General features: G+C 67.0%; 26 protein-coding genes. 10 read left to right on the top strand and 16 right to left on the bottom strand.

Annotated elements, in window-relative coordinates:
• The first annotated feature begins 134 nt into the window (after positions 1 to 134).
• Positions 135 to 1013, top strand: a complete 879-nt coding sequence (locus ACMCNN_RS29845) for an alkaline phosphatase family protein (protein ID WP_412743788.1) — start codon at positions 135 to 137, stop codon at positions 1011 to 1013.
• Positions 1014 to 1160: 147 nt separating this feature from the next.
• Here ACMCNN_RS29845 and ACMCNN_RS29840 read toward each other — a convergent pair whose 3' ends face one another.
• Positions 1161 to 2207, bottom strand: a complete 1047-nt coding sequence (locus ACMCNN_RS29840; protein ID WP_412743787.1) for a glycoside hydrolase family 26 protein — start codon at positions 2205 to 2207, stop codon at positions 1161 to 1163.
• Between the two features lie 898 nt (positions 2208 to 3105).
• Here ACMCNN_RS29840 and ACMCNN_RS29835 point away from each other — a divergent pair.
• Positions 3106 to 3948 carry a transposase family protein gene (locus tag ACMCNN_RS29835; protein ID WP_412747324.1) on the top strand — a complete coding sequence of 281 codons (843 nt, stop codon included), beginning with the start codon at positions 3106 to 3108 and terminating at the stop codon, positions 3946 to 3948.
• A 19-nt stretch (positions 3949 to 3967) separates the two neighbouring features.
• Here the strand turns inward: ACMCNN_RS29835 and ACMCNN_RS29830 are convergent, their stop codons facing one another.
• The 6 genes from ACMCNN_RS29830 to ACMCNN_RS29805 form a co-directional block, all read right to left on the bottom strand.
• Entirely contained in the window at positions 3968 to 4351 is a 384-nt protein-coding gene (locus tag ACMCNN_RS29830; RefSeq protein ID WP_412743786.1) for a BlaI/MecI/CopY family transcriptional regulator, read from the bottom strand.
• Positions 4352 to 4878: 527 nt separating this feature from the next.
• Positions 4879 to 5709 (bottom strand): hypothetical protein, encoded by an 831-nt coding sequence (locus ACMCNN_RS29825; RefSeq protein WP_412743785.1) that lies wholly within the window; start codon positions 5707 to 5709, stop codon positions 4879 to 4881.
• Positions 5706 to 6017, bottom strand: coding sequence for a PadR family transcriptional regulator (locus ACMCNN_RS29820; RefSeq protein WP_412747323.1), 312 nt, complete (start codon positions 6015 to 6017; stop codon positions 5706 to 5708). Before ACMCNN_RS29820 ends, ACMCNN_RS29825 begins: the two co-directional genes overlap by 4 nt.
• 493 nt (positions 6018 to 6510) lie before the next feature.
• Complete coding sequence (efeU, locus tag ACMCNN_RS29815; protein ID WP_412743784.1) at positions 6511 to 7371, bottom strand: iron uptake transporter permease EfeU; 861 nt, start codon at positions 7369 to 7371, stop codon at positions 6511 to 6513.
• Between the two features lie 161 nt (positions 7372 to 7532).
• Entirely contained in the window at positions 7533 to 8291 is a 759-nt protein-coding gene (locus ACMCNN_RS29810) for an ABC transporter permease (protein ID WP_412743783.1), read from the bottom strand.
• Between the two features lie 93 nt (positions 8292 to 8384).
• Complete coding sequence (locus ACMCNN_RS29805; RefSeq protein ID WP_412743782.1) at positions 8385 to 9059, bottom strand: phosphatase PAP2 family protein; 675 nt, start codon at positions 9057 to 9059, stop codon at positions 8385 to 8387.
• 93 nt (positions 9060 to 9152) lie between these two features.
• Here ACMCNN_RS29805 and ACMCNN_RS29800 point away from each other — a divergent pair, with 93 nt between their 5' ends.
• The 3 genes from ACMCNN_RS29800 (at position 9153) to ACMCNN_RS29790 (ending at position 11488) form a co-directional block, all read left to right on the top strand.
• Complete coding sequence (locus tag ACMCNN_RS29800; protein ID WP_412743781.1) at positions 9153 to 9530, top strand: BlaI/MecI/CopY family transcriptional regulator; 378 nt, start codon at positions 9153 to 9155, stop codon at positions 9528 to 9530.
• Positions 9527 to 10402: a M56 family metallopeptidase gene (locus ACMCNN_RS29795; RefSeq protein ID WP_412743780.1), complete on the top strand. Its 876-nt coding sequence runs from the start codon at positions 9527 to 9529 to the stop codon at positions 10400 to 10402. Before ACMCNN_RS29800 ends, ACMCNN_RS29795 begins: the two co-directional genes overlap by 4 nt.
• A 690-nt stretch (positions 10403 to 11092) precedes the next feature.
• Positions 11093 to 11488: a hypothetical protein gene (locus ACMCNN_RS29790; RefSeq protein ID WP_412743779.1), complete on the top strand. Its 396-nt coding sequence runs from the start codon at positions 11093 to 11095 to the stop codon at positions 11486 to 11488.
• Positions 11489 to 12082: 594 nt separating this feature from the next.
• On the opposite strand, the gene ACMCNN_RS29785 is transcribed toward ACMCNN_RS29790, so the two are convergent.
• Together ACMCNN_RS29785 and ACMCNN_RS29780 are read right to left on the bottom strand one after the other, a co-directional pair.
• Positions 12083 to 12448, bottom strand: a complete 366-nt coding sequence (locus ACMCNN_RS29785) for a hypothetical protein (protein ID WP_412743778.1) — start codon at positions 12446 to 12448, stop codon at positions 12083 to 12085.
• On the bottom strand, positions 12442 to 12741 hold the full coding sequence (locus ACMCNN_RS29780; RefSeq protein WP_412743777.1) for a hypothetical protein: 300 nt from the start codon (positions 12739 to 12741) through the stop codon (positions 12442 to 12444). The genes ACMCNN_RS29785 and ACMCNN_RS29780 overlap by 7 nt, the downstream gene beginning before the upstream one ends.
• Positions 12742 to 13192: 451 nt before the next feature.
• Here ACMCNN_RS29780 and ACMCNN_RS29775 point away from each other — a divergent pair, with 451 nt between their 5' ends.
• Complete coding sequence (locus ACMCNN_RS29775; protein WP_412743776.1) at positions 13193 to 13813, top strand: hypothetical protein; 621 nt, start codon at positions 13193 to 13195, stop codon at positions 13811 to 13813.
• Between the two features lie 136 nt (positions 13814 to 13949).
• On the opposite strand, the gene ACMCNN_RS29770 is transcribed toward ACMCNN_RS29775, so the two are convergent.
• The 5 genes from ACMCNN_RS29770 to ACMCNN_RS29750 form a co-directional block, all read right to left on the bottom strand.
• Positions 13950 to 14573, bottom strand: coding sequence for a 3'-5' exonuclease (locus ACMCNN_RS29770; protein ID WP_412743775.1), 624 nt, complete (start codon positions 14571 to 14573; stop codon positions 13950 to 13952).
• Positions 14574 to 14634: 61 nt separating this feature from the next.
• Entirely contained in the window at positions 14635 to 14979 is a 345-nt protein-coding gene (locus ACMCNN_RS29765; RefSeq protein WP_412743774.1) for a hypothetical protein, read from the bottom strand.
• A 107-nt stretch (positions 14980 to 15086) separates the two neighbouring features.
• Positions 15087 to 15704 carry a GNAT family N-acetyltransferase gene (locus ACMCNN_RS29760; RefSeq protein WP_412743773.1) on the bottom strand — a complete coding sequence of 206 codons (618 nt, stop codon included), beginning with the start codon at positions 15702 to 15704 and terminating at the stop codon, positions 15087 to 15089.
• Complete coding sequence (locus ACMCNN_RS29755) at positions 15701 to 17254, bottom strand: APC family permease (RefSeq protein ID WP_412743772.1); 1554 nt, start codon at positions 17252 to 17254, stop codon at positions 15701 to 15703. Before ACMCNN_RS29755 ends, ACMCNN_RS29760 begins: the two co-directional genes overlap by 4 nt.
• A gap of 111 nt (positions 17255 to 17365) precedes the next feature.
• Positions 17366 to 17974, bottom strand: coding sequence for a GOLPH3/VPS74 family protein (locus tag ACMCNN_RS29750; protein ID WP_412743771.1), 609 nt, complete (start codon positions 17972 to 17974; stop codon positions 17366 to 17368).
• Positions 17975 to 18682: 708 nt separating this feature from the next.
• On the opposite strand from ACMCNN_RS29750, the gene ACMCNN_RS29745 reads away from it, so the two are divergent.
• The 3 genes from ACMCNN_RS29745 to ACMCNN_RS29735 are packed head-to-tail and all read left to right on the top strand — an operon-like array spanning position 18683 to position 21294.
• Entirely contained in the window at positions 18683 to 19906 is a 1224-nt protein-coding gene (locus ACMCNN_RS29745) for a radical SAM protein (protein ID WP_412743770.1), read from the top strand.
• The gene (gene tmk, locus ACMCNN_RS29740; protein ID WP_412743769.1) at positions 19903 to 20502 is read left to right on the top strand and encodes a dTMP kinase; all 600 of its coding nucleotides are present in this window, start codon (positions 19903 to 19905) and stop codon (positions 20500 to 20502) included. The genes ACMCNN_RS29745 and tmk overlap by 4 nt, the downstream gene beginning before the upstream one ends.
• A gap of 18 nt (positions 20503 to 20520) precedes the next feature.
• Positions 20521 to 21294, top strand: coding sequence for an endonuclease/exonuclease/phosphatase family protein (locus ACMCNN_RS29735; protein ID WP_412743768.1), 774 nt, complete (start codon positions 20521 to 20523; stop codon positions 21292 to 21294).
• 22 nt (positions 21295 to 21316) lie between these two features.
• Here the strand turns inward: ACMCNN_RS29735 and ACMCNN_RS29730 are convergent, their stop codons facing one another.
• Positions 21317 to 21886 carry a class IV adenylate cyclase gene (locus ACMCNN_RS29730; RefSeq protein WP_412743767.1) on the bottom strand — a complete coding sequence of 190 codons (570 nt, stop codon included), beginning with the start codon at positions 21884 to 21886 and terminating at the stop codon, positions 21317 to 21319.
• A 200-nt stretch (positions 21887 to 22086) separates the two neighbouring features.
• On the opposite strand from ACMCNN_RS29730, the gene ACMCNN_RS29725 reads away from it, so the two are divergent.
• On the top strand, positions 22087 to 23283 hold the full coding sequence (locus ACMCNN_RS29725) for a helix-turn-helix domain-containing protein (RefSeq protein ID WP_412743766.1): 1197 nt from the start codon (positions 22087 to 22089) through the stop codon (positions 23281 to 23283).
• On the opposite strand, the gene ACMCNN_RS29720 is transcribed toward ACMCNN_RS29725, so the two are convergent.
• Entirely contained in the window at positions 23240 to 24064 is an 825-nt protein-coding gene (locus ACMCNN_RS29720) for an alpha/beta hydrolase (protein ID WP_412743765.1), read from the bottom strand. The two genes, ACMCNN_RS29725 and ACMCNN_RS29720, sit on opposite strands and share 44 nt — an antisense overlap.
• Positions 24065 to 24523 lie beyond the last annotated feature (459 nt).

Raw genomic sequence — 24523 nt, 5'->3', positions numbered from 1 at the left:
CCGGCGTGCGCCCCGGGACGTCGGGCAACTCAGCGCTGCCTCTCGGCCGTGGCGTGTCGACAGGATCCTCAGACCTTACTCCCACATCATGTAGGAGTAGGTTTGTCATCATGTGTGAAAAGTATGGAGAGAAGATGAGAAGCATCCGTAAATGGGTGACGGCGGTTGCAGCGCTGTTACTGATCGACGCAGCCGTCGCCCCCGCATCCGCAGCGGCCATGGCACCACTGGAGCGGGCGCCGACCGCCTTGATCTCGGTCCCCCGCTTCGACCATGTGGTCATCGTCGTGCTCGAGAACAAGCGGTACGACTCCGTGATCGGACATCCCATGACCCCTTGGGTGTCGTCAGTGGCACGCCGCTGGGCCAACATGACCAGGTTCTACGCCGAAACCCACCCCAGCCAGCCCAACTACCTGGCGTTGTTCTCGGGCTCGACCCAGGGGGTCAGGGATAACAACTGCCCGCATAACCTCGGCAGCCGCCCTAACCTGGCCCGGCAGCTATTGGATGCCGGTTACACATTCACCGGCTACTCCGAAGGGCTGCCCCACACGGGCTACCGGGGTTGCGCCTCCGGCCGCTACGTGCGCCGTCACGTCCCGTGGGTCAACTTCAGCAACGTCCCGTCGAGCGTCCACAAGCCCTTCACCGCATTTCCGTCTGACTTCCGCAAACTGCCCGACGTCGCGTTCGTCATCCCAGATCTGTGCCATGACATGCACGACTGTCCCAAAGACCAGGCCGACCGATGGCTGAAGAGACAGTTCGCGCCCTACATTTCCTGGGCCGCTTCCCACAACAGCCTGTTCATCCTCACCTTCGACGAGGACAACCGGACGGACCACAACCACATCCCAACGATCATCGCGGGTGCCCGGGTCAAGCCTGGCCAGTACTCGTCCCGGCTCGATCACTATCACCTGCTCCGGACGATCCAGGCGATGTACCGTCTGCGCCCCACTGGTCACAGCGCTGACCGGGCCGCCCTGACGAGTCTGTGGGCGCACTGACCACGTGACACCAGCCCGGCGGCGAGATTCGGCCGTGCCATCGTTCCCAAACGAAGCCGCAGGACGGGTCCGTTGGTTTGTGGGTGTGGTGCGATGCCGCCGGCCGGTGTTCCGGTCGGCGGCATCGTGGTGGTGCTGTTGGGTTGATCAGGCGATTTTGACGTTGAACAGTGGGTTGGCGGCGAGTTTGCGGAAGGCGGTGAGGCTGGTGGTTGAGCTGTTGATGCTGATGTCGCGGTCGCCGAAGGCGTCTTTCTTGGTGTCGAAGTAGACGATGGCCTTGACCGCGGGCCGCTTGGCGAGTTCGGGCAGGACGCTGTTGAACTGGGCGGACTTGTCGGTGACCTTGCCGACCCGGTGGTAGGCGCCCCACTCCGCGATCATGATGGGCTTGCCGGGGTGCTTGGTGGTGGCCCACTGGTACCAGCCCAGGCCCTTGCCGCCGGTGGCTTTGCGGTCGAGCAGGTCGTTGAACTTGCCGTAGTGGTAGTAGCCCTTTTCGGCGGACACGTAGGAGTCCAGGCCGATCCAGTCCACGACGTCGTCGCCGGGGTAGAGGTCGGACCACCAGGACTGCGCCATCCACTTCTCGTTACCCATGTAGGCGACGACGTTGATGGCGTTGTTGATGCCCTTGGTGTGCAGGCGCTGGATGACGTGGCGGTAGGAGGCGGCGAAGTCCTTGGCGGTCATCCCGGAGCCCGGCTTCGGGTTGACGTCGTCCTCGGGTTCGTGGTTGAGGACCAGGAAGAACTTCTGGTTCGGGTAGGTGGACTTGATGTGGGCGGCGAACTTGTCGATCCGGGCGTCGAGCTTGCCGGCGGCGACGTTGGCCCAGGTGGAGCCGTACTCGACGCGCCAGTTGAGCAGCAGCGCCCGCGGGTTGTTCGGGTCGCGGGTCATCGCGATCTCGGCCGGGGTGGGGAACACCTCGTCACCCTTGTGGTAGGTGTGGTAGATCGTCGAGGTGCGCCCGGACAGCTTCTCCCAGGTCTTCAGCTCCCGGTCACGGGGCAGCGGGCTGAACCCGCCCGCCGCGGCGCCCCACAGCACGCCGCAGGACGGCACGAGCTTGTTGTCGGTGACACACTGCTTGGCCGCCTTGGGTTTCGGCTTAGCTGGGGCGGCCTGCGCGGCGCCCGCGGTGCCCATGACGGCGGTGGTGCCGGCCAGCATCGCGCCGAGGATGGTCACGACCTTGTTCACCTTGCGGCCCAAAACGAATCGCTCCCCCAGGTTGGTCCGGCCCGTGTCAGCCGGTCACATGAAGGAGATTCGGGGTCGTGGGGTGTGCCTGCCGGTCCCGTCGGGGTGCCTGCGGGTTGCGGGTGGCGGGAAGCCTTCGATTCGAGGGTGGGTTGCCGATTTCGTGGCCGGAGACTGTCCTGAACTCGGCCCGGCCGTGCTCCTACATCCTGTAGGTCCAGTGTAGGCGCGACCGTCCCGAACACACCCCTGCCGCCACCTACGCGGCGTTCATGCCCCTACCGTTCAGTCGGTGCGACAATCGCTGTGCCACGGGGTCCGGCACGCACGCCGCCGACTCCCTCTGCGGTGATCTCACGGCAGTTATGGCTCGGCAACCGTCGTAGCGTGGCAGCGCTGGTGATCCCCAACGCCGGTGAGATCTCTGCAGAAGCCGTACCCAGTGCTGCGCGGGCCCGTGCCATCGCAGCGAACTTGCGATCGGCGACCGCTCCACCAGGACGGCAACCGCGGCGGGACCGCGGCCAGGTTCTGGCAGCTGATCCAGGGAAGGTCGTCGAGTGTCTTCGGCGGCGGCACATCCTCCAGCAGGGTCAAGGCCAGCAGCACGAGTAACCATGCCGAACAGAAGGCGTTGACGGGAGCCGCGAGCGTCAGCGCCCTGGCCGTGATTTCGGGCGAACACATCCGGCGACGTGCCGTGCCGCGAGCGACCGTGGAAGGGCGAGTAGCAGCGGCAGATGCACTGAGGTGATCTCAGCAGGGATTGCGGTCCGAGTTTGATCGACACGGGCATACCGGATCAGTTCGGACAGTGCTGGATACAGGCGTGGAGCCATCGATAGACAGGTTCTTGCGACGGAATCGGTCTACGAGAGGGCTCCACGTGATCGCTTATCCTGCCATGGTCGACGTTCCCATGGAACTGGTGCGCCACCTCGCCGGGCTGCTCGCGGCCGAGCGGCGGATGCTCGGCACCCGCCGGGGATCTCGCGCGTTGACCTGCTTCTACCAGGCGTTACTGGTATTGATCTGGTTCCGTAAGGCCGAGGACACGACGACGCTGGGTGCCGGGTTCGGGGTCTCCCGGGCGACCGCGTACCGGTACGTGGCCGAGGGGATCGCGGTTCTCGCCGCGCAGCGGCCGGACCTGCACGAGGCGTTGCGGCGGGCGGCGGACGAGGGCTGGGCGTACGTGGTCCTCGACGGCAAGTTGTACGACTGCGATCGGGTGGCCGAGACCACAACGAGCGTGAAGGGCAAATCGATCGACGCCTGGTATTCCGGAAAGCACCGCGACTTCGGCGCGAACATCCAGGCGGTCATTCGCCCTGACGGCCTGCCGATCTGGACCTCGTACGCCCAGCCGGGTCATCTGCACGATCTGACCTGTGCTCAGCAGCAGGGTGTCACTGCCGCCCTGAACTGGGCAGCTGCAGAGCTCGAACTCCCGGCCCTGGCCGACGCCGGCTACGACGGCGCAGGTCATGGCATCAAGACGCCGGCCAAGCAGCCCGCCGACGGCAGGGCTCTGGCCGTCGCCAACCGCACGGTCAACCGGCTGCTGCGTGGCTTGCGCTGGCAGGGCGAGCGCGGCTTCGCGATTCTCAACGGCCGCTGGAGAACGCTTCGTCACACCACCGCGAGTCCTCGCCGGATCGGCGACATCGTCGCCGCAGCGCTACACCTGACGCACTTCGAATACCGATACCTGATCGAAAGTCGTTGAGATCACCTCACTGTGTTGGTCATGCCCGCCGCTGACATCTAGTGAAGGACAACAATTCGTGCAGGAGGTCGGCATCCTCGTCGGCCAGCGACGCCGCGAACTGTTGGAGGACCGCAGTGCGGTCGCGCCGCTCGCCCAGTGCCGCCTGCATCCGCGCAGCGGCTGCTGCGACGGCATCCAGCACCGGCCAATACGCGTGAGCGCGCCCAACACGCTCGCGGCGCAGCCGCTTCTTCTCGTGCAGGCGGGTCAAGATCGTCTGCACGGTGTTGTGGGCCAGCCCGTCATCGAGCGCGGTTTGCACGGCGCTGGCGGTCATCGGTCCCTGCGCGGCCCACAACACGCCCATGACCTGTGCCTCCAGGCTGCCCCGTGCCCGTCGCGGACCGTGGTTGTCCACCATGCACCTCCTTGGCCAGGGTATCCCCGCCACCGAAATGTACTCGGACGCCATGTCGGCCGAGACGGACCACGGTTTCCCGTCACCCCGCTGCGCCGCACCGCAACGAACCATCACCACGCACCGTGGCCGTGAGGGGTCACCACAGAGCTGACGAGCACCTCGTGGATCTCGACAACGGCCAGATGAGGAAGAAGCTGCTTCACGGCATCACACAGCCCGACAACGATTCATCGCCAAAGGCCCACCATGAAGTTCGCACAGGAGCCCGAAATCGCGAACAGACCAGGTCTTCTCATGCAGGGACCGAGTGACGACCAGGGCGTCGTCGAGGTGGCGCTGACGCTGACTCCGCCCTGGGGTCTGCAAGATCTGTCGGACGCGGGCTCCGGTCGCCGATTAGGCCCCACGGTGCGGGCAGCGATTGGAGTTGTCTGCGTCGAGCCTGTGTGATTCGGATCTGGCAGCACTGTCCAAGGCTGGATCGCATGGCGTGTCGCCCGTGCGAAGCTCGATCAAATGGCCCGGGATTAGGCGAGTGCTGCCGGCCGGCGGTTGGTGAGCGCAGCCAAGGCGGTCGCGGCAGCCAGCACCACCACGACGACGATCCAGCTGAACACGAACGGGGTAGCCAGGATGCCGTGATCGCCGCGGAACCCCGCCGCATCATGGGATCGCACCTGCAAACCCCACACCAGGGCGGCGAACGTGGCTACGGCCATCCCGGCGGCCACGATTATCCGGGCAACCGGGCCCAGCCGGGCCGGTTGCGCAGCCGGTACGCGGCGCAGGACCTCACTCGCGGCCCACGCGGTCGCGGTCACGACCCCGATCGTGGCCGCGGCGATCAGCACGAACCCGGCGACATTGGGTGCCGACCGCACCTCATGGCCGGCCGAGATCGCCAGCGCCAGCCGGAGAATGCCGTACCAGGCACTAGCTGCCACGAAGGGGACCGCCACGAACCCCCACGCATTGCGGTGACCGCCACGGATCAATGCGAGCGCGGTGGGCGCCGCCGCGACCATCAAGGCGAGCATTGCCGCTGCGGCGGCCAGCACCATCAGCATGTACATGCCGCGCGCGTCGCCGCTGACATCCTCGGCCAGCTTGGCGAAACCGAGACCGCCCACCGTGAACAGCCCGGCTGCCCACACCACTGCGGTCATCGGGGAATCGTGGGACACGAGTACACCTCCATGGGCACGCGCGGCTCCGGACAACGAATCCATGATCAGCAGGGGGTGCCGGTGGATGCCCAGGTCGCACAGCAGTTGGGCATACTCCTCACCGTAGCGGCGACGCCACCGGGCCGGGTAGCAAGCCACCAACGCCCGCACCAGCAGGCCGTCGCCGCTCACGCCAGGGCCGTCCCGAGCCGCTCCAGGCTCAACGCGGCGAGCTGCTGCATCCGCGTCGCCTGGGACGACAGCTCGGCCGCGCCGGCCGCCGTCAACCGATACGGCCGCCGACGCCCATCCGTCGGCAACCCCTCGATCAAGCCGCCCTTCTCCAGTCGCGAGAGCGCTGCGTACAGCGTTCCCGGGCCGAGGGCAAAGCCGACCTCGTCGGCGATGTCGGCAGTGATGGCGTAGCCGTGTTTCGCGCCATCGGCCAGGCTGGCCAGGATCAGCAAGCCGGGCTCGGCCCAGCGGCCAAGGTCGTCCATCACTCCACTACTCCGTCCAGCGCTATATCGCCCAACGTACTACGCCGGGCGATATAGCGCCAGACCTGTGGAGCGGCGTGACGTGGACCCGCGCCCTCGCCCCAGCGAGTCGGCGCATTCGTGAACAAGGGTCAGGTCGCTCACGCGGCTCAGGTGAGCAGCGACTGACCCCCATGCTGTCCTAATGCATGCGGGAGGGCAGGCGAACAAAGCCGCTGCTGGCGTGCTGGATGTGCTCGTTGAGGCCGTCGTTGTGCTTGCCCGCCAACGACTTCTGGACGGTGACGAATTGTTCCGAGGGTCGTGCTGGTAGGCCATGAAATGCAGCCCGGCATCGAGCCGGCCCAGCTCGTCGGTGCCGTCGACGAACGAGTTCCCCGCCGGAGCAGCACTGCGCCCTTCTTGTGGTGGGACGCGTGGGCCAAGGGGGCATGAGCGCTAGCGTCGATCAGCGGCTGCCCGGCGGCGTCGGTCGCGAACGAGCTGATGACGATCAGGCTGACACGCGTGACGCGGCTTCCGCGCCAGCGGCGGCGGGCCGCGTGGGGGCCGATCGTCCGCCAAGGAAAAACAGCGCCATGACGGGCACGATGTAGGCGACCCAGGCGATCGCCTGGGCGACGGTAGTCTGCGGGCTGAGGTTGAAAACCCCCTTGAGGAGCTCGCCGTACCATGAGCTCGGCGGGATCTGTCGGCTCACGTCGAAGGCGAGGGTGTCCAGCCCCCCGATGAGCCCACCTTCCTGCAGGTCATGCACGGCGTACGCCAGTACCCCGGCTGCGATCACGATCAGCCCGGCGCTGGTCCATGTGAAGAATCGTGCCAGGTTGAGTTTCACCGAGCGCCGATACAGCAGCCAGGCCAATAGCACCGCGGTGAGGATGCCCAGGGAGAATCCGGCGATCGGACCCAGTGCGGTGCCGGCGGCCTGGACCGCCGACCAGAAGAACAGGGCCGTCTCCAGTCCCTCACGGGCGACAGCCAGGAAGGCGGTCACGCCGACCGCCAGGGCGCCGACTTTCAGCGCCGAGGACAACCGGCCGTCGAGTTCGGCTCGCATGCCGCGGGCGGTGCGGCGCATCCAGAAGACCATCCAGGTCACGAACACCACGGCCAGCGCTGACATGATGCCGCCGAAGAGTTCCTGGCTACGGAAGTCCGACAGCAGCGTGGTGGAGGTGTAGGTCAGCAAGGCGCCGAAGGAGACGCTGACGGCGACGGCCAGCGCTACTCCGCCGGAGACCATTGCCAGCCGGTCCCGTCGCTGCGCCTTGACTAGGTAGGCGACGAGAATGCTCACCACCAGGGCGGCCTCGAGCCCCTCGCGGAGGCCGATCAGGTAGTTCGCCAGCATCGCAGCCACCTTCCGTGCAACTACATCCTGTAGGTTTTGGTAAGGCTAACCTTAGAGCCCGAGCGTGGCAAATTCCTGCTACGCGAGCGCCGCCGTAGCGTCCGCGGAGAGTGCGCTTCGCCGAGCCCCGGTACGCCACGGACAAACACCGCGCAGCAGCGTCAGGGGTCCAACGATGGCCGCCGCAGCCACCTCCCGGCGACAAGCTCGAGGGTTACGACGACGGCGATGCCTTCGACAGCGAGCAGCGCGATCAGCACGAGCAGTTGGGTCGCGCCGGCCTGCACAACGGATCCGCCGCCGAGCAGCACCCCGACGAAGGCGCCCGGCAAAGTAACAAGCCCGACGGTCCGGGTCTGATCCAGCGCCGGCACGAGCGCGGTCCCGGCGACCGGGCGGCACACCTCGAGTGCCGCGTCCCGGGGCAGCAAGCCAAGCGCGAGCGCCGCCTCGTACTCGCCATGCCGGTCCCGCAATTCGTCGAGGAGGCGACGCCCCGCCAGCGAGGTCGCGGTCATCGCCCCACCGATCAGAATCCCGGCGATGGGTAACACCGCGATCGTCCGCAACGGGGTCGCTCCGGTCGACACGACGGCCCCGCCGACAGGTAGCGCGCCAGCCGCGATCGGCAGGACCACCGGCCAGCCCAACTGCAGGGTGCTCACTCGACGGGCCGAGGTTGCCGCAGCGACGACGAACATGAGAGCGATGAACGCCGCGGTCGTCCACCACGAGCGCAGCACCGCCGTAATCAGAAGCGAGACCAGACTGAGCTGCACGACCGCACGTAAGGACGCGGACACCACATCCCGGCCCAGGCCCAGCCGCGCGACGATCACCACGGCCGCAGCGACCGCGACCAGCACCACGAGAACCACCGCGAGCGCAGGACCAGCGGACACCGCCGCCTGGGTACTCATGCCGTATCCAAGCATCCCGGCCAGGCATCACCGTTGCCACACTCGCCCCGGCGCCGATCAAAGATCATCAGCACCGTCGCCTCCCGGCGCAAGTCAAGGTCCGTCGGCGGCCCTAAGCCCAGACTGCGGGACAGCGGAGTTCACCGGGCGATGGAGGGCGTCGACGACGACCCCGACCACAGGCACCACGGTCAGGACGAAGAACCACGCCCCGAGTACGTCACTGGGCCAGTGCACCACCAGGGCCACGCGGCTCACGCCGACCACCAAGGCCCAGGTGCCGGCGGCCACGGCGACCCACAGCCGCCGGCACACCACGGCGAGCACGACCGCGAACGTGGCTGACGCCGTGGAGTGCCCGGACGGGAAGGACCAACTGCCCGCCGCCGCCAACCGATCGACCGGGCGCGGCCTGGCGATCAGGCCGAGCAAGATCAGCCGGAGGTTGAGTGTCGCGAGCGTCGCGACAGCAGCGAAGAGGGCATGTCGACGCATACGCCGCTGGACCAGAACTGCGCACATGAGCACCGTGACCGGGCCGAGCACAACGGTACTGCCGGTGACCGTGATTATGCGCATGACAGCCAGCCATGCCGGATGGCCGAGCGCAAAGTCGTGAGCAGCCGCGCTGATCGCCTCGTCCACCCGCTGCAACCAGACCCCGTGGCTCACCACCGCCAGCGCGAGCAAGCTGAACGCAGCTGCCGACACGCCAGCCAGCACGAGTGCAACAAGACGGTTCCGGACCACATGATCAACCGGCTTCACCCCCACGACCGTACTCCTACGCACTGTAGGTGCTTGGACCACCGCCGCGTGACGGCGCTCCGGCCGCGTACGCTCGTGACGGAGGTCCGCGAGATGACGACGAATCACCGGCGCCGAGCCCCGGGCGGGCTGGAAGCCGAGGTCATGGGCGTACTCTGGGAGCACGGCGCACCCCTGAGCGCCACCGACGTGCAGACAGCCCTGGGCGGGGATCTCGCATACAACACCGTGCAGACGATCCTCATCCGCCTGCACGACAAAGGTGCTGTCCTGCGTCGCAAAGCCGGACGTGGACACCTCTACTGGCCCGCGCAGGACGCGGCCACCGCGGCAGCCGAGCGGATGCGCTCCGCGCTTGGCGAGCAGACCGACCGGCACGCCGTGCTACAACAGTTCGCCGCCGGGCTCGACGAATCCGACGCCGCTGTCCTGCGCCAATTGCTCCGCGCGGAAGCCAGGCGGAAGAAATGACCATCGAGATCTATCTGCCCCTTGCTCTGGCGGCGGCCGTCGCCTTGTCCACACGGTGGATCATCTCCCGCTGCGCTCCCGGCACCGCAGCCCGAGTTCTGACGGCCGCAGCGGTGGTCGCCGCGGCCGCTTCGACCTGGTCACTGCTCCTGCTCGCCCTCACGATGCTGGACGACGTTCCACCACTGTCCGCCCTCGACAACCACCCACATATTGAACTGCCAGAACCAGTACCGGGAGTGATCGCGCTGTTCGCCGGCATTGGGCTGCTGGGTGCCGTAATACGGCTGTTCCGGGACCGACGCCACCGTGGCCGGCTGATCAATGAGCTGCGCCGGGTGGGTGAACCCCAGGACGGGATGGTCGTCGCCGACTGGTCGAAGCCGATCGCGGTGGCAATCCCCGGTCGACCCGGTCACCTGCTGGTCACATCCGGCATGCTCCGATTGCTCGATGCGGATGAGCGACGGGTCCTCTTCGCGCATGAGCAAGCCCACCTCGACCACAACCACTACATCCTCGCGAGCGCCGCAGCCGCAGCCGCAGCTCTGAACCCGATGCTCATTCCCGTGCGGAACGCGGTCGCCTACCTTCTCGAGCGGCAAGCCGACGAAGAAGCGGCTGAGGTCGTCGGGGACCGTGACCTGGCCGCCCATGCGGTCGCCAGGGCGGCCCTTGCCATGACCACCGGCCCGGCGGCACTGTCGATCAGCGGCAGCGCGGCAGTACGGCGCGTCCGCGAGCTTCGCCAACCCGTCCGCGTCTCACAACACCAGCGGCTGCTAGGGCCAGTCGTGGTGGCCGCCGGGATACTGGTCGCGTCAACAGCGGCCACACTCGAATTCATCGAGCTTGCCCGCGCCTGGCTCTGACCCTGAGCCGCCCCTAACACGAGATCAGCAGAGGGCGGAGCCCTGGTGGCGGTTTTGCGTTCCCGGGTCTCGGACCGCTGCCGGTCAGGCCGCGATGGTGCAGCATCGACGAACCGCAGGCGTGCCCTCAACGCGGCGTCGCGAACGGACGAGCTGTCGATCTCCTGGTGGGTTTCGCCGATGCCTGCCATCGGTCCTCCGCAGACCAGACGCATTGGTCCTGACCGTGGAACCGGTAGCGCAACATACGGATCCTGACGTGCTGCGGTCCTCGACCCCGCATCCGACACCGTCACAAGCCTCATCAGCGACGTCGGCGTCCGCCGGTCCGTGTTGAGGTTGGTGGCGATGCCGCCGCTCGCAACCGCACACCGAATCGAGCAGCTCGTCGGGCAGGTCTTCCTCGCCGCCCCAACCGAAGGTGCCGGAAGTGAACTCGAGTCATCGGAAGTCGCATGATCGCCGTGACATAGATGACGAACCAGACCGGAACATCTGGGGGAACCCAAAGGAATGACAGAATCCGCATGCGAAGGTCGAGTTCGCTTTGTGATTGCTTGCATCGGTCCGGGCGCAGGAATCCCACGTGCGGATTGATTTTATGGACAGCGCGGCGTGCCCTGGCCAACGCCGGCATGGCGACGTACACAATAGAGTTTGTCAGTCAGGGGCGTTATGTCGGGAGTTGACATGAATTCCATTCGGTATGTTGCTCTTTCCGTCGTCGTTACGGGCGCGCTGTCGGCAACGGCAATCACACCCGCGGCAGCAGCACCGCCGCAGAAACTTCCGCATCACACCGTCGCCGAAATTCAGCAGCACGTCAACGAAAAGGTGGCACACATCGTGAGCCACCTGGCGGTCCTGCGGCCTCGCGTCGCGGCGAACAAGCGCTTCACCGCAGCGCAGAAGAGCTTGCTCGACGCAGATATCGTCGCGTTGCTGAACGCCTCCGTGGCGGCCCGAACGAAGATCGATTCCGACACCACGATGGACCAGATCCGTGCGGATCGCCCGCTGTTGATGGCTGTGCACGACAAGCGCGTCAAGCTCCGGGCCGACCTCGCTGCCGCACGTTCCCACTAAGAACGTCCTGTTTGGGTGTTCGTCGACGTGCGGCGCATCGCTCGATTTGACTCCGCAGCGGTGCTGCTCGGCGCAGTAATGCGAACGCCGCAGATCCCGAGGCGGATACGCGCCCGACAATGCAGGGTGCGTTGGTGTTGGCGGTCTGGCAGTGCGGGGTTGTAGTTCGATCTTTCCTCGGGCACTAGCCTCATTGCCCATGGCGTCCGGGTCGAGGTCAGGCTCGGCCCGGACGTTCCGTGTACGGGGAATTGGGTCAAGCTGATGGCCCGACTGCCGAGATATCGGGGCCTGAGTCGGGGCCAGGTCAGCCGCGTGCGCAGGGCGGTGCGCAGGTCCTCGGTTCGGCGGATGAGGTCGCGGACCGGCCAGATCGTTCGGTGTGTTTCGTCCAGGCACGAGCGGGACTTCAGCGTTGCTTCGACCTGGTCGGCGATGGCGTTTGCTCGGGAGGCGGCAGCAGGGTAGCCGTTGCGGGCCTACCGGATGCGGCGGTCAGGTTGAGAAGTGACCGATTTCGCGATCATCGGGGAACGCTTGCAGCCTTCGCCTTCCATTCAACAGTCGTTGAACCCCTTGGGGCGCCGAAAATTTTCAGTGTAATGACGGCGGTTGACCCGCGGCCGCCACCTGCGGCCGGTCACCGCCGCGTGCGGGCAGCACCGCAATCAACACCACGATCGCCGCCGCCCAGCCGAGCGTTACCGGTCCTGTACCCCAGCCCAATCCGCCATGCTGAACCGATACACCCATCCAGTCCGCGAACGATGCGCCCAACGGGCGGGTGATCACATAGGCGGCCCAAAACGCCGCCACCGCGTTCCAGCCCCGCCACCGGTGCCCCAGCGCTGGCACGCCGATCGCGACCGTGAACACGACCCCCGACACCAGGTACCCCCATCGCATCGAGGTGGCTGTCAGGTCCCCGGCGGCCGTGCCCAACGCGAACGTGATCAGCACGGTGTGGGCCAGTAGAACAGCTCCCGTCGCGGTGTGGTGATCGCGTGGATGGACAATGTCCGTTCGGTGCGGTACCAGAGGGCGAACACGGCTGCCAGCGCCACGGCGAACAGCACAGTGGAGACCCCGTAGGGCACGCCGAACCCGACGTGTAGCACATCGGCGGCCATCGTGCCGAACACGCTGACCATCACCACGGCCAGCCAGTACGCCCACACCAGGTACCGCCGCACGGCGAACTGAACCATCAACGCGACCAGCAGGGCAGCGCCACCCAACCCGACCGCGGCCACCGGGTCGATGTGGTGGGCCAGGAAGTCCGACGCCGCCTGCCCATCCCGGTGGTCAGCACCTTGATGACCCAGAACAGGAGCGTGACCTCGGGGACTTTGCTGCGCACCAGTTGAGTGACAGCGGCCGAGGACGCTGGCCGGCGTTGGCTAATCGTCATGGCCGCGACTCTGGCACGCCGGGCCGCCAGCCCCGGTGTGTCGCCACGAGCGTCGTCTTCAGCGAATTCTTATCTTGCACCCGCTCAAGCGCACCGCGACAAGCGGATGCACCTGATCGGCTTCGCAACCCTCCGGGGCCGACACGGTCGCCGTGAGCCGGGGGCACCTCGTCGGCCCGCAGCCGAGCGGACATCGCGGCGCAGTGCCGCTGGCGGGGGAGTGCAGCAGGAACGGACCTGACGGGCGCAGTGAAACACTCAGAGTAGCGACGCAGCTGCCGATTGACACGATCGTGCCTCGTCTCGCTTCCGGCCTGCTCCTGGCCGCGACCGCCCTGGCCAGCCTGAGCGGATGCGCCATTACTACCGCGACAACGACAGGTGCGGCCGCGCCGCCCGCTCCGGTGGTCACGGCGCCGCCGTTGCCGCTCAAGGCGATCACGGCCGGCGTGCCCAAACCCCGGACGGCGCCGCCCACGCTGGCCACTACCGGGACCGCCTGGCCTAAGGTGCTCACCTCGCTGAGCGCGTACGGGCAATGGCTACTCGCCAACCCGAACCCGGCACTCGTCGGCAACGTGGCCACCCCGGGATGCCCGGTCGCACAGCTGCTGGCCCAGCAGGTGCAGTCGCTGATCACGGAGAACGCGTACGTGGTCCCCACCCCGCCGGTGTTCCACGTGGTGACCGCGCCAACCCCGGCGTATGGCCATGAGGTCCTGATGGTCACGGCCGCGCGCCCGGCTGAGCCGGTGGTCAGCCGCGCCAACAGCAAGGTCACGATCGGCTCGTACGACGCGGTCCCGTCGGCGCTCTTCGAGGTGACCCTCGACAAGGGCGCCGACGGGAAGTGGCGGTACTGCACGATCGAGAATCAGCCCGAGGAGACCGTCGCCGCCGTACCGCTGATCTGACTCAGCGCGGCAGTACCGGTGTGTGCTGGGCATGCACCGCGGCCGGCTCACGCCGATCGAGGCCAACAGCCTCGTCGCCTGAGGCGACGCCGAAGAACGCCGCCGTTCGCATGGTGGCCGGCGCTGCCGCTCGGCCTTAGTCGAACAAGGTCTGCTGGGCTGGTGGCGTCGTGGTGGCGGCGCGGGCGGCGGTTTTCTCAATGGGGTTGCCAGCGACGTCGAGGAGTTGTTGCAGCGTCGGCTCGGAGGTGAAGAGTCGGCGGATGAGCGCGCCGAGCAGCAGCGCGGCTGCGGTGGTGTCCCACAGCGCGCGGTGCGGTCGGCTGCCCGGCGCGGCCGCGGCAACTTCGCCGGTCAGGTTCAGGTGGGTGAGCAGGTCGGACAGCCCGAGCCTGCCGGCGACAGCAGCGGCTTTCGCCAGCCGGTGCGTGTCGATCAGTCCGGTGATGGTCAGGTTCGGCAGGTGCCGGTGCAGCAGCCGCCAGTCCACCCCGATGTTGTGCCCCACCAGCCAGACGCCATCCAGTCGTGCGGTCAGGTCGCCGCGGATGTCGTCGAAGCTCGGCTGGCCGCGTAGGGCGCGCCCGGCCAGGCCGGGAGAGATCCATGGCTTGGCCGGGATGGTCCGTCCGGGGTCGATGCAGGTGGTGTAGGCGGTGGGGAGGTCCGGGCGGCCGTCGATCAGGCGGATCGCGGCGATCTCGAGGATCTGTTCGTCGTCGCGTTCCTGCGCGCCGCTGCCTTCCAGGTCGAGCGCCACGAGGTTCGCCGTGTGCCAGGGCCGGGTTCCGGAGCTCACCGCCATCACCGTACCGGCCGGGTCAGTGGTCTTCGGTGCGTGCGGCCAGCGCGAAAGTGCGCCAAACCTGATCGAAGTCCGCGGCCTGGGCGGGGTCGAGCTCGTGGCCGGTCATGGACCGGCCGTGACCGCCGGGCACGTGCGGGGTTTCGATGTCCCAGATCTGGTAGTTGAGGGTGTGCTGGATCGCGTAGCGGCGTTGTTCGCCGAGGCCGCTGGTCCACACGTGCCCGTCGTCCAGGATCCACGGGGTGTCGAATCCGAAGTGGTCCAGGACCTGCTGCATGTCGTTGTCGGTGGGCCGGCGCAGCGCGGCCGCGCCACCGCTGCTGCTGTTCCAGCGGGCAGATGTCGCAGTCGATCTCACAGGTGGCCATACCGCCGAGCTAGCACTGAAGAGCGCCACGCCGGGTTCTATGTGCTGGCGTCCGCCTATCGCGAAGCAGGCCGATCCGCCCGGCGCCGCGGCCTCGCTCAGATGGCGGAGGGTTGCGCCGATCTCCACATAGGGTGAAGGCGCAGCCCGGCACGGCCAATGGGGACGGGAGTGCGGGCGCGGTAACCGTGGCGGAGGTAGAGGCGCCGGTTGGCGATGCCGGTGGCTTCCAGGTAGGCGGGGGTGCCGAGGTGGTCGAGGCGGGTGTGGTGGTGGTCGAGGAGCCGGCTGCCGTGTCCTTGGCGTTGCCTGTCGGGGTGGACGGCGAGCAGGGCGAGGTAGGAGTGCGGTTGGTCGTAGGGGTGGGCGGTGTGCAGGGCGTGGTCGAGGGCCTGGAAGCGGGTCAGCGCGGGACCGGTGATCGCGGCGAGGCGGTGCGGGTAGTCGTCCGGTTCCGGTGGGGGTCCGCTGGTGATCGGGTACCACAGCGCCGCGGCGGTCCCGTCGTCGGTCATGTCGACGTGGCCGTGCTGCAGGGCGTGTTCGGTCAGCATCGCGAAGTAGGGCCGGTAGACCCGGTGCCGGGTGTCGAGGTGGGCGATGAGCCAGGGTGCGAAGTCGCCGTGCAGGAACGCTTCGGTCAGCAGTTCGGCCAGTGGACGCAGGTCTGCGGTGGTGCCGGACCGGATCCCGGCCCGGTCCGCGGGTGTGGTCATCGCGGTCTCACCCCCACTCCGTAACCGGCGCTGGTATCCGTGGCGGCGTTGGTGCGTGGACCGGGGATGGCTGCGGCGTGGGCGTTGTTCGCGCCCAGCCCGATCGCCGCATACACGCCGGGCCGCCAAGCACGTAGGAGTAACGCCCACGCGATGCCGGCCAGCGCGGCAACTGCGAAGATCCCGGGGAGTTGCCAGCGCAGCGGCGACGCCGGGTCGAGGCCGAGCAGGATCGCGGACTGCTGCAGGGTAACGACCAGGACCGCGCCGAGCGCAAGCGCGGACACTCCGGGGGCGAGCAGGCCCCGGCCCGCACCGACCCCGTCGCGGTGCCCGATGCGGATGAAGAAGGCGAAGACAGCGATCGAGGTGGCGGTCATCAGCGTCAGCACTCCCACGCCGCCAAGCACGGTGAGCCAGAAGAACATGCGGGTAAACGGATCCCATCCGTTGAACACGTATACGGCGATGCCAGCCGCGGCGAGCACGCTCTGGGTCATCGACCCCCCGATCGGCGCCCGCGTCGCGGGACTGGTCCGACCCAGCACCTGCGGCACCACTCCCTCGCGGCCCAATGCGAACAGGTATCTCGCGATGGTGTTGTGGAAGGCGAGCAGGGCGGCGAACAGGCTCGTCGTGAACAGGAGCCGGCCCAGCGTGATCACCAGCGAAGGCAGATAAGGCCCGGACACGTTGAAGATCAGCTCGGAGCCCTCAGCGGTCGAGCGCCTCACGATCTGGTCGGGGCCGGTGGCCACCGACATCGCCCACGCGCAAGACGCGTAGAGCAACCCGATGACGGCGAGGGCGAGGTAGGTGGCGCGGGCGACGGTCTTGTGCGGATCCTTCGACTCCTCGCTGAAGACGGCGGTGCCCTCGAACCCCACGAACCCGGCGACCGCGGTCGCGACGGCCGCGCCGAACCCGGTGGTGAACAGATTCCCGGGGGACAACGTCGTGACAGACAGGTGTCCGTGCGCGGGGTGAGCGACCTGCACGGCCGCGAACACCACCGCCACCCCGATCTCACCGATCAGCAATGGGGCGAGGACACGGCCGTTCAGATCGATGCGGCGCCCGCCGAGGACGGCGATCAGCACCCATCCCACCAGCGCCCATACCCACCACGGCGCCGATACTCCCAGCTGATCCACGATCAGCGAACGCGCGACGACGCCGAACCCGCCGAACAGGCCGATTTGCATCAGCGCATAGGCGGCTACCGCGACGAACGCCGCCGCTACTCCGGGAGCCCGGCCGAGGCCATGGGTCACGTACGTGTAGAAGGCGCCCGCGTTCAGGACCTTCCGGGACATGGCGACGTAGCCGACCGCAAACACGGCCAGGATCACCGCGACGACCACATAGCCCAGGGGAATGCCGGTGATACCGGTGACCGCGAACCCTGCGGTCGCGCCACCGGCGACCACGGTCAGCGGAGCTGCCGCCGCCATCACGGTGAACACCAGGGGCCACACCCCCAGTCGCGCTCTGGCCAGGGTGAGCGTCACGTTCGATACGGGACCGACAGTTTCAGGGGGACGGGACATGGCAATCGACTCCACAGGACGAGGTGGAAGGAGGGACAGCGTGGGGTGGGGGCGGCAGTCCGCGGAATGCGGCGGCGTGGGCGGGGCTGGTGACGGCTGCCGTCCCGGTGGTCAGGTAGCGGCGATGGTGACGGCTGCACCGACAGCGGATTCCGTGTACTCGACCAGTTCCCGCACCGGCGGTGGCGCTGCGACGAGGGCTCCACGGAGCTGTGCGCTGACCTCGGCCGAGCGTCCGGACAACACCATCCGGTGCAGGTCGGTGGCCAGCACCAGCCCACCCAGCGCCACGTCGAACACGTCCAGCGGACGGCCGCGGCTCAGCTGACTCGACAGCCGCGCCCACGGCCACGCCGCCGTGTTCATGTCCGTCGGCACGTACCTGACAGTGCGGCCGAACAGCCGACGGGCGACGTGCTCGCGCACGTGACCGGCACGCCGCATCCGGTCCGCGACCTCGATGTACGCGAAGCGGGCGAGGAACGCCAGCCAGGTACGGACTGGAAGCGGTCGCTGCTCACCGGCCAGGTGATCCAGCACGGTATGCGCGAGCGCGTCGACCGGGGGGTGCCGGTCGAGGACGTAGACCAGGCCCGCATGGATTTCGATACGGCCGGTCAGGACCAACTCGCCGAGCAGCGCGGCGGCCAGCCCGAGCCCAGCCACGCCGGGGTGCAGCAACGGGACACCGCTGTGATCGCGGTGCGCGACGCGGAACATGTCATCGGCCAGCAGCGGCCATTGCCCTTCTGAGCACCTTTCACCCCCGCGCGGTGCAGGCCCGGGCGTCACGGCCTCGCGGATGTGGTGGAGACCCGGCGAAGCGGTGCGATGCAGGCCCTCCGGACGCGCCTCTTGCTGCGAACGGGCGGCATCTGACGGGAATGGGTAGCCGCTGCTGACCGAGTGGTCTTGGCGGCCACGGCTCCCGGAGTATCGGTATGTCGTCATCCACCGCCTCCTGTCATCGATAAGTAGCCCAAACGGATTTCGCGCACGGGGTAACAGAGGCGGTGCCGCGTGGCCTCAGCCCGGACGGGTTGGTCGGCAGCCCGCCGCCACGCCTTCGGGTCGGCAGTGACGGCGGGCGCGATATTCACCGCACTCACACTCGGCCTGGACGTGGTAGTCATCCACGTGGATGGCCAGTTCTGTGGGGGCAGCGACGCGAACGTATTGCACGGCGCAATACTCGACGGCGCTCACGTGAGTGGATTCAGTTACTGGATGAGTTAACGTCCTTGGTGGACATGTCGGGAAGTGTCGGAGGCATAGTTCGACCGTATTCCGACATCGAGTAGGTCCGACCGGATGCGGATTCTGCCGAGACGGTCTCCATCGGTTGATCAAGCGCAACGCGCATAAAGCTGGCGGGTCACCTGGTGTCAGACAGCGATGTCGGTTGGTGTCGGAGATTGTCGGATCTGAGTGGCGATCGTTACCGACCTCGCGCAGAACATGGTCGACTCAATGCGGTGTCTGTTGGATTCCTGGTGCGACGGGCCGGAGGCCGGCGCGCCCTACATCGGCGGGGAATCGTCTATGAAGCGTTTGATTGTCGACACGCACGCATCATCGTGCTACTTCCGCACCTCGGCCGGCGGCGACGGGCGCAAGGCATTGGTGCAGATCACCGAAAGGTGCAATCTGCACTGTGCCCACTGCTTTGTCTCGTCGACGCAGGTCGGCGCAGATATGCCGCTCGCCGCGTTCACCGATGAAGTACTGCCCCGGTTGATGCGAGTCCGGGTGCAACGGATGACCTTAACCGGGGGCGAGCCGTTCGTGCACCCCGATCTCCTCGCGATGTGCCGCGCCGTGATCGAGTCTGGTCTCCCGCTCGGGCTATGCACGAACGCGACACAGACCAGCGACTCGCAGATCGCCGAACTCGCGCAACTGGGCGGGGTTCACGTCAATGTGTCGTTCGACGGTTTCCGGCCCGAGAGCCACGGTCGTTTCCGCGGCAGCAAGGCGTCGTTCGCGACCACGGTGGCCACGACGCGGAAGTTCGCCGCGGCCGGGCTGTTGCAAGGCCTGCTGTCAACACCGAACGCGCTGACGCGTCCGGACGAGTTCGCTGACCTGTGCACCTTTGCTGTCGAGGTCGGCGCCCAGTATGTCCTGATGAACCCGCTGTCCTCGTTCGGGCGTGGCGTGAAGAGCCGGGGTCGGCTGGCGGCCGACTCCGATGCCATGCGAGCCATTCAGGCGGTGACAGCCAGGTTCGCCGACCAGCTCGACGTGGTGAAGATCCGCTTCCCGAACGACACTCTGCCACTGGGCGGTTGTGACGCGGGCAGGCTCGTCTACGTGTTCGCAGATGGGCAAGTGGCGGTCTGCCCCTACCTGGTATTCGCCGCGCGTACCCCCCCGTCGATGTACCAGGACGCCGAATTCTTGACCGGAAACATTCTCGGGCCCCACGACACCGTCGGCGACGCTTTGGACGGCTATGACTTCCACCAACGGTTTGCGGTCGGTGACAACCCGACCTGCGCCAGCTGCGCCTTGAATTCCGGCTGCGGCAAGGGCTGCCCAGCGGCCGTCGTCGCGCGAGGGGGCCTCATCGGCGATCTGGACGCGGAACAGTGCCCGGTCGCGGAGCCAGGCCACCGACCACGGTTGCCGCTGGCAAGCATGACCCGATGACAGCACAGTTCATCGCGATCGAGGGACCCAACGCGGTCGGCAAGACCACGATCGCCGAACTGCTGGCCAACCAGCTCGCCGCGATCGGAAGAGTCGGGGTGCACCTGACCAGCGAGCCGACCCGCACCCCGATAGGGCAGTTGCTTCGGCGGCAGGAGGACGTACTGCACGGCCGGGCCCTGGCCCTCGCGCTAGCGGCCGACCGGGCCGCACACGTCGACACCGAGATCATCCCGCAGCTCGACGACGGCCAGCACGTGGTCACGGCACGGTACGTGCCGTCGTCGCTGGTCCTGCAACGCATCGACGGCCTCGACCTCGACGAGATCTGGTCCTACAACCGATACGTGTTGCCCGCCACCGTCGTCTATCTGGAGGACGATCCCGCCACGATCCGTGACCGCCTCACCCGACGTGTAGCCCTGTCGCGTCTGGAGGTCAGCGGCTCACCGGAGCGCGAGCTGGCTCTCTACCGCGAGGCGAGGGATTTTCTGGCCGGGCAGCAGTGGCGGCAGCACACGATCGACTGCGCTGGCAGAACACCTGAGCAGGTCGTCGGAGACATCCTCGCTGCCCTGGTCAGCCGTGCCTGCTGATCTGATAGGACTACCGTCGTGCTGACGCTGCTCACGCTCAACCTGCAAGCCGCCGCGCTGCCGCGCGCCGAGCGCATCCTCAACTGGCTGAATGCCCGAGACGATCACACGATCGTGATCACCGAGACCAGCAACGGCTCCGGCACCGCCCACCTGCTCGACCGCTGCCGCGAGGCAGGACTGCTCGTCGTGCACCGTCCATCGACCGACGGGGACCGAGGCTGCGCCATCATCAGCCGCATACCCGCCGCAACGCGTCCGGAGCTGACAGCTGGCATCACTCTGCCTGGCCGAGCTGTCGCGGTCACTCTCGACACCGACCCTGCAGTCACCCTGCTCGGAATCTACGTGCCATCCAGCGATCGCGCCCCCGCCAAGATCACCAAGAAGAAGGCGTTCCTGACCAGCGTGATCGACGCAGTCGCCGCTATCCCCGCACGCGAGCGTCGTCGCCTGGTCCTGACCGGCGACTACAACGTGATCCACCGAGGCCACACCCCGCACTATCCGGTGTTCCAGGCATTCGAGTACGCGTTCCTTGACCAGCTAGCCGACCTCGGGCTGACCGATGTCCACCAGCACCTTCACCCCGGTGTCCAGGTACACAGCTGGTACGGCCGAGGCGGCAACGGCTACCGCTTCGACTACTTCCATACCGGTTCGGCTCTCGCCGCCGCCGCGATCAGCTACCGCCATCTTGAGCAGTCACGCACGAGTGGACTCAGCGACCACGACGCGGTCGAACTGATCTTGACGGCGAAGCCACAGGTTGGCTCTCGACAACCTGCGTGACACCGAGTACGGCTGTTCTACCCTAGAGCGCCGAATCCGTCAGGTCTCGGACCAGCGAGTCGTAGGTGACGGTCACCCGCTGCACCGGCACGCCAAGTGCGAGGATCAGCGCATCGAGCTCGGCCTGAACCTGTTCGCCGGACTCCGCCGCACTAACGATCCGCTCAACCTCGACAAACGCCCCGATTCCATCGACGACATCCACACACACTGCCGCGTTGTCCCAAGTGCCGGTTCTGCGCTGCTTGACGATCCGCACGGTCGGTACCCAGCCCATCGTGATCAGCGCAGCGTGCATTGCCGCACGGTCAACAACCACGCACTCGTGTTCCAGGCACGCCATCTCGTTGTCGATCGGCTTCTTCACCGTGAACAGATGACGGCCGTTCTCCGTGCGCAGTCGTGCGAACGGCACCCCGATCTTCGACATCCCGTACGACCAGCCGGCCGGAGCGTACGCCTGATCATCCTGCACCATCGGCTGCGACAACACGACCCGACGAAACGTAAGAGCCCTGATCAACTCACGCAGATCACCGACGCGGTACTTGGTCTCGACCTCGTGAACCTTGCCGCTCTGCTCACCTGTCATGGGCGGGAGGATACGAGATCCTGCGGCCGGTTCTGGGCGGTAACCACGTGCGGGAATGTCGGAACTTTGTCGGAGATGGCCGCGGAGTCGCCGACAAGTCAGCGACGAGGTCTACAGTGCTGTCACCGCGGGTCTGTGGGACCAGGTGCACGCCCCAGCGGGCCCGGACCGACCAGACGTGTTCGCGAAGCGGGGTTGAGGTGGCCGATTCGCAATCAATCCGAGCCGCGTGGCGCGACCTCGGCCGACAGCTGGCCGCCAGGCGGCGGGCAGCCGGACTCAACCAGGAGAGCCTCGGGGAACGGACGCTCTACAGCCGGAGCAGCATCGCGAACATCGAAACCGGCCTCCAGCACGTCAATCGATCATTCTGGGAAAACGCCGATAGGATGCTCGGCGCCGGCGGGGAACTCGTTCGCGGGTATGACTCTGCGAAGGCCCAGCAGCGAACTCACCAGCGACCCGGCAGTTCGGCCTGGAATCCGGAATGGGCCGACCAAATTCGGCGAGGTGTGGCTGCGCCATCCCGCAACGTCGGCACGGATTTCCTCGACGTTGTCAGGCTTCAACTTGAGACAGCCAAGATGGTCGACGGCCGGTACGGCCCTGCGGCAGCCCTATCCACCGCCAACGGGGTTATCGACGTGGTCGAGTCTGTGGCACCTGACATGCCCGACCGACTGCGGGATGCGGCACTCGCGGTTGGTGCCGAAGCAGCCGAGTTCATAGGGTGGCTGTTCCGAGATCTCGCAGAGCTCGCGCGTGCGACCTACTGGTATGACCGGGCGATGGAGTACGCGCAGCTGTGCGGAGACGCGCCGATGCAGGGCTTCATCCTGCTTCGTAAGTCGCAGATGGCCTACGAATCCAGATCGGGCCACCAGGTTCGCCTTTTCGCGCGAGCCGCGATTGAGGGTCCGTGGCGGCTGTCCTCGAGGTTCCACGCCGAGGCGCTGCTCCAGGTTGCCCGCGGAGATCTAATGGTCGGCCAGACTGTCGATGTCGATCGGGCGGTTGGACGGGCACGTGAGGTGGCAGATGGCGAGGACCTGACGTTGCGCGAGGCGTCGTGTTGGATCGAGGCCGGCCAGCCAGGGCGTGCCGTGCAACTGTATGAGGACGGTCTCACCGGCGAGGGCGTCTCGCTGCGCGACGCTGGCTACTTCCGGTCCCGGCAGGCGATGGCGCTCGCCCGGGTTGAGGAGCCGGACCTCGCAGCCGATCGTGCACGGCAGGCACTGTCCGCGTCCGTGAGAACAGGCTCGTTGCGCACGCGGCGCACGGTGAAGCAGGCCCACTCGCTCCTCAGCCGTTGGCAGGCGAGCGAGGCGGTGACGGTGCTCGCTGATGCGCTCAGCCGGCTGGAACAGCCACCCAGTCAGCGACAGCTCGGATGACCTGAGCCTGCCATTCTTGACTCTGCGGATCTAGATAGGTCGGATCACCGTCGACGGCGAAACCATGCTGGGCACCTTCGATCTTTAGCAGTCGCGAAGCAGAGTTGAGGAGGGGCATGGCTGCCAAGGTCGTGTCGATCGGGACCAGGGTGTCCGCGGTGCCGTGAACGATCAGGGTGGGAGCCTGAATGTCACGCAAGACGGCGTGCGGCTGCAGCCAGAACACCTCGTTCAGGAACGCTCGTCCGTGCCGGAACGTGGGCGAATACTGAATGAAGCCTCGGTCGTTGAGCTCCTCTACCTGAGCGGGCTGCAAGTGGTCATCTATCCAATAGGGTCGATCATCAATCGTACGCTTCTTGTAGTTGATCCGCGGGCACAGCATCACCAGCCTGTCGACGTCCTTGGGCCGCGCTGCCGCGTAGTAGGCGCAGATGCCGCCGCCGAAACTTTGTCCCACCAGCGCGGTACGCCCCACACCCGCGGCCTCGCGCAGAAACGCGACTGCGCTGCGGATATCGTTCAGCACGCCGGAGATTGTCAGGTCCTCCTGCTTGCCTCCCGACTCTCCATGACCGCGCAGATCAAAGCGCAGGGCCGCTACCCCTACACCGGCGAGACCAGCTGCCATGCGATCAAAGAACCCTGCCTCATGCCGCGTCACCCCACCGCCATGTACCTGAATCACGCCGAGCTCCGCGCGGCTGTCAGGCGCGGCAAGATCGCCCACGAGGCCCACGCCGTCCAGGGAGCGAAACCGAACCACCGTTTCGGACAGCATGAAAACGTCCTCCGTCGCCTAGCCGCGGTGTAGAGCAGACTCTCAGACTCAAGAGGAAGGCGCTAGGGAGGAGCGGCTGGCATGTCGGAGCCTTGTTCGTAGGACAGTGGCCGCCGCCTGGCCGTTGATGCCGGCCCTGGCGGAGGTCCGCGAGGAGGCGAGCCTGCTCGACCACGGTAGTGACCAGCTGGCGGCCTATGAGTTGCAGCGCCCGCGACCATCGACAAATGTGAGTTCACGGGGGATGGCTGCGGGAGTCGGTCGACTACGTGAAGTCACATCGACTGCTAGAGCGTGCCCCGAGTCTAAAGGTCCGCGTGCGCACGGGATGGGATTGGTTCGCAACCGGGAGGGCCCGGCATTGGGCGACGATCCTCACCTGGGCGCGCTGAAGCTCCGTGTGGGACAACGGCTGTGGGGTGGTGGCGGTGCAATGGGCACTGCACGTCGACGGGGCCG

It is taken from the genome of Krasilnikovia sp. MM14-A1004 (assembly GCF_047159485.1).
GTDB lineage: Bacteria > Actinomycetota > Actinomycetes > Mycobacteriales > Micromonosporaceae > Actinoplanes.
The sequence above is the reverse complement of the archived record's forward strand: the minus strand, read 5'-3'. Positions and strand labels throughout refer to the sequence as shown.

Coding starts and splice junctions, on each gene's coding strand:
- ACMCNN_RS29795 (WP_412743780.1), top strand. CDS start 9,527: ATGACCATCGAGATCTATCTGCCCCTTGCTCTGGCGGCGGCCGTCGCC.
- ACMCNN_RS29730 (WP_412743767.1), bottom strand. CDS start 21,886: ATGACAGGTGAGCAGAGCGGCAAGGTTCACGAGGTCGAGACCAAGTAC.
- tmk (WP_412743769.1), top strand. CDS start 19,903: ATGACAGCACAGTTCATCGCGATCGAGGGACCCAACGCGGTCGGCAAG.
- ACMCNN_RS29755 (WP_412743772.1), bottom strand. CDS start 17,254: ATGTCCCGTCCCCCTGAAACTGTCGGTCCCGTATCGAACGTGACGCTC.
- ACMCNN_RS29790 (WP_412743779.1), top strand. CDS start 11,093: ATGAATTCCATTCGGTATGTTGCTCTTTCCGTCGTCGTTACGGGCGCG.
- ACMCNN_RS29760 (WP_412743773.1), bottom strand. CDS start 15,704: ATGACCACACCCGCGGACCGGGCCGGGATCCGGTCCGGCACCACCGCA.
- ACMCNN_RS29750 (WP_412743771.1), bottom strand. CDS start 17,974: ATGTTCCGCGTCGCGCACCGCGATCACAGCGGTGTCCCGTTGCTGCAC.
- ACMCNN_RS29800 (WP_412743781.1), top strand. CDS start 9,153: ATGACGACGAATCACCGGCGCCGAGCCCCGGGCGGGCTGGAAGCCGAG.
- ACMCNN_RS29820 (WP_412747323.1), bottom strand. CDS start 6,017: ATGGACGACCTTGGCCGCTGGGCCGAGCCCGGCTTGCTGATCCTGGCC.
- ACMCNN_RS29720 (WP_412743765.1), bottom strand. CDS start 24,064: ATGCTGTCCGAAACGGTGGTTCGGTTTCGCTCCCTGGACGGCGTGGGC.
- ACMCNN_RS29830 (WP_412743786.1), bottom strand. CDS start 4,351: ATGGTGGACAACCACGGTCCGCGACGGGCACGGGGCAGCCTGGAGGCA.
- efeU (WP_412743784.1), bottom strand. CDS start 7,371: ATGCTGGCGAACTACCTGATCGGCCTCCGCGAGGGGCTCGAGGCCGCC.
- ACMCNN_RS29810 (WP_412743783.1), bottom strand. CDS start 8,291: ATGAGTACCCAGGCGGCGGTGTCCGCTGGTCCTGCGCTCGCGGTGGTT.
- ACMCNN_RS29845 (WP_412743788.1), top strand. CDS start 135: ATGAGAAGCATCCGTAAATGGGTGACGGCGGTTGCAGCGCTGTTACTG.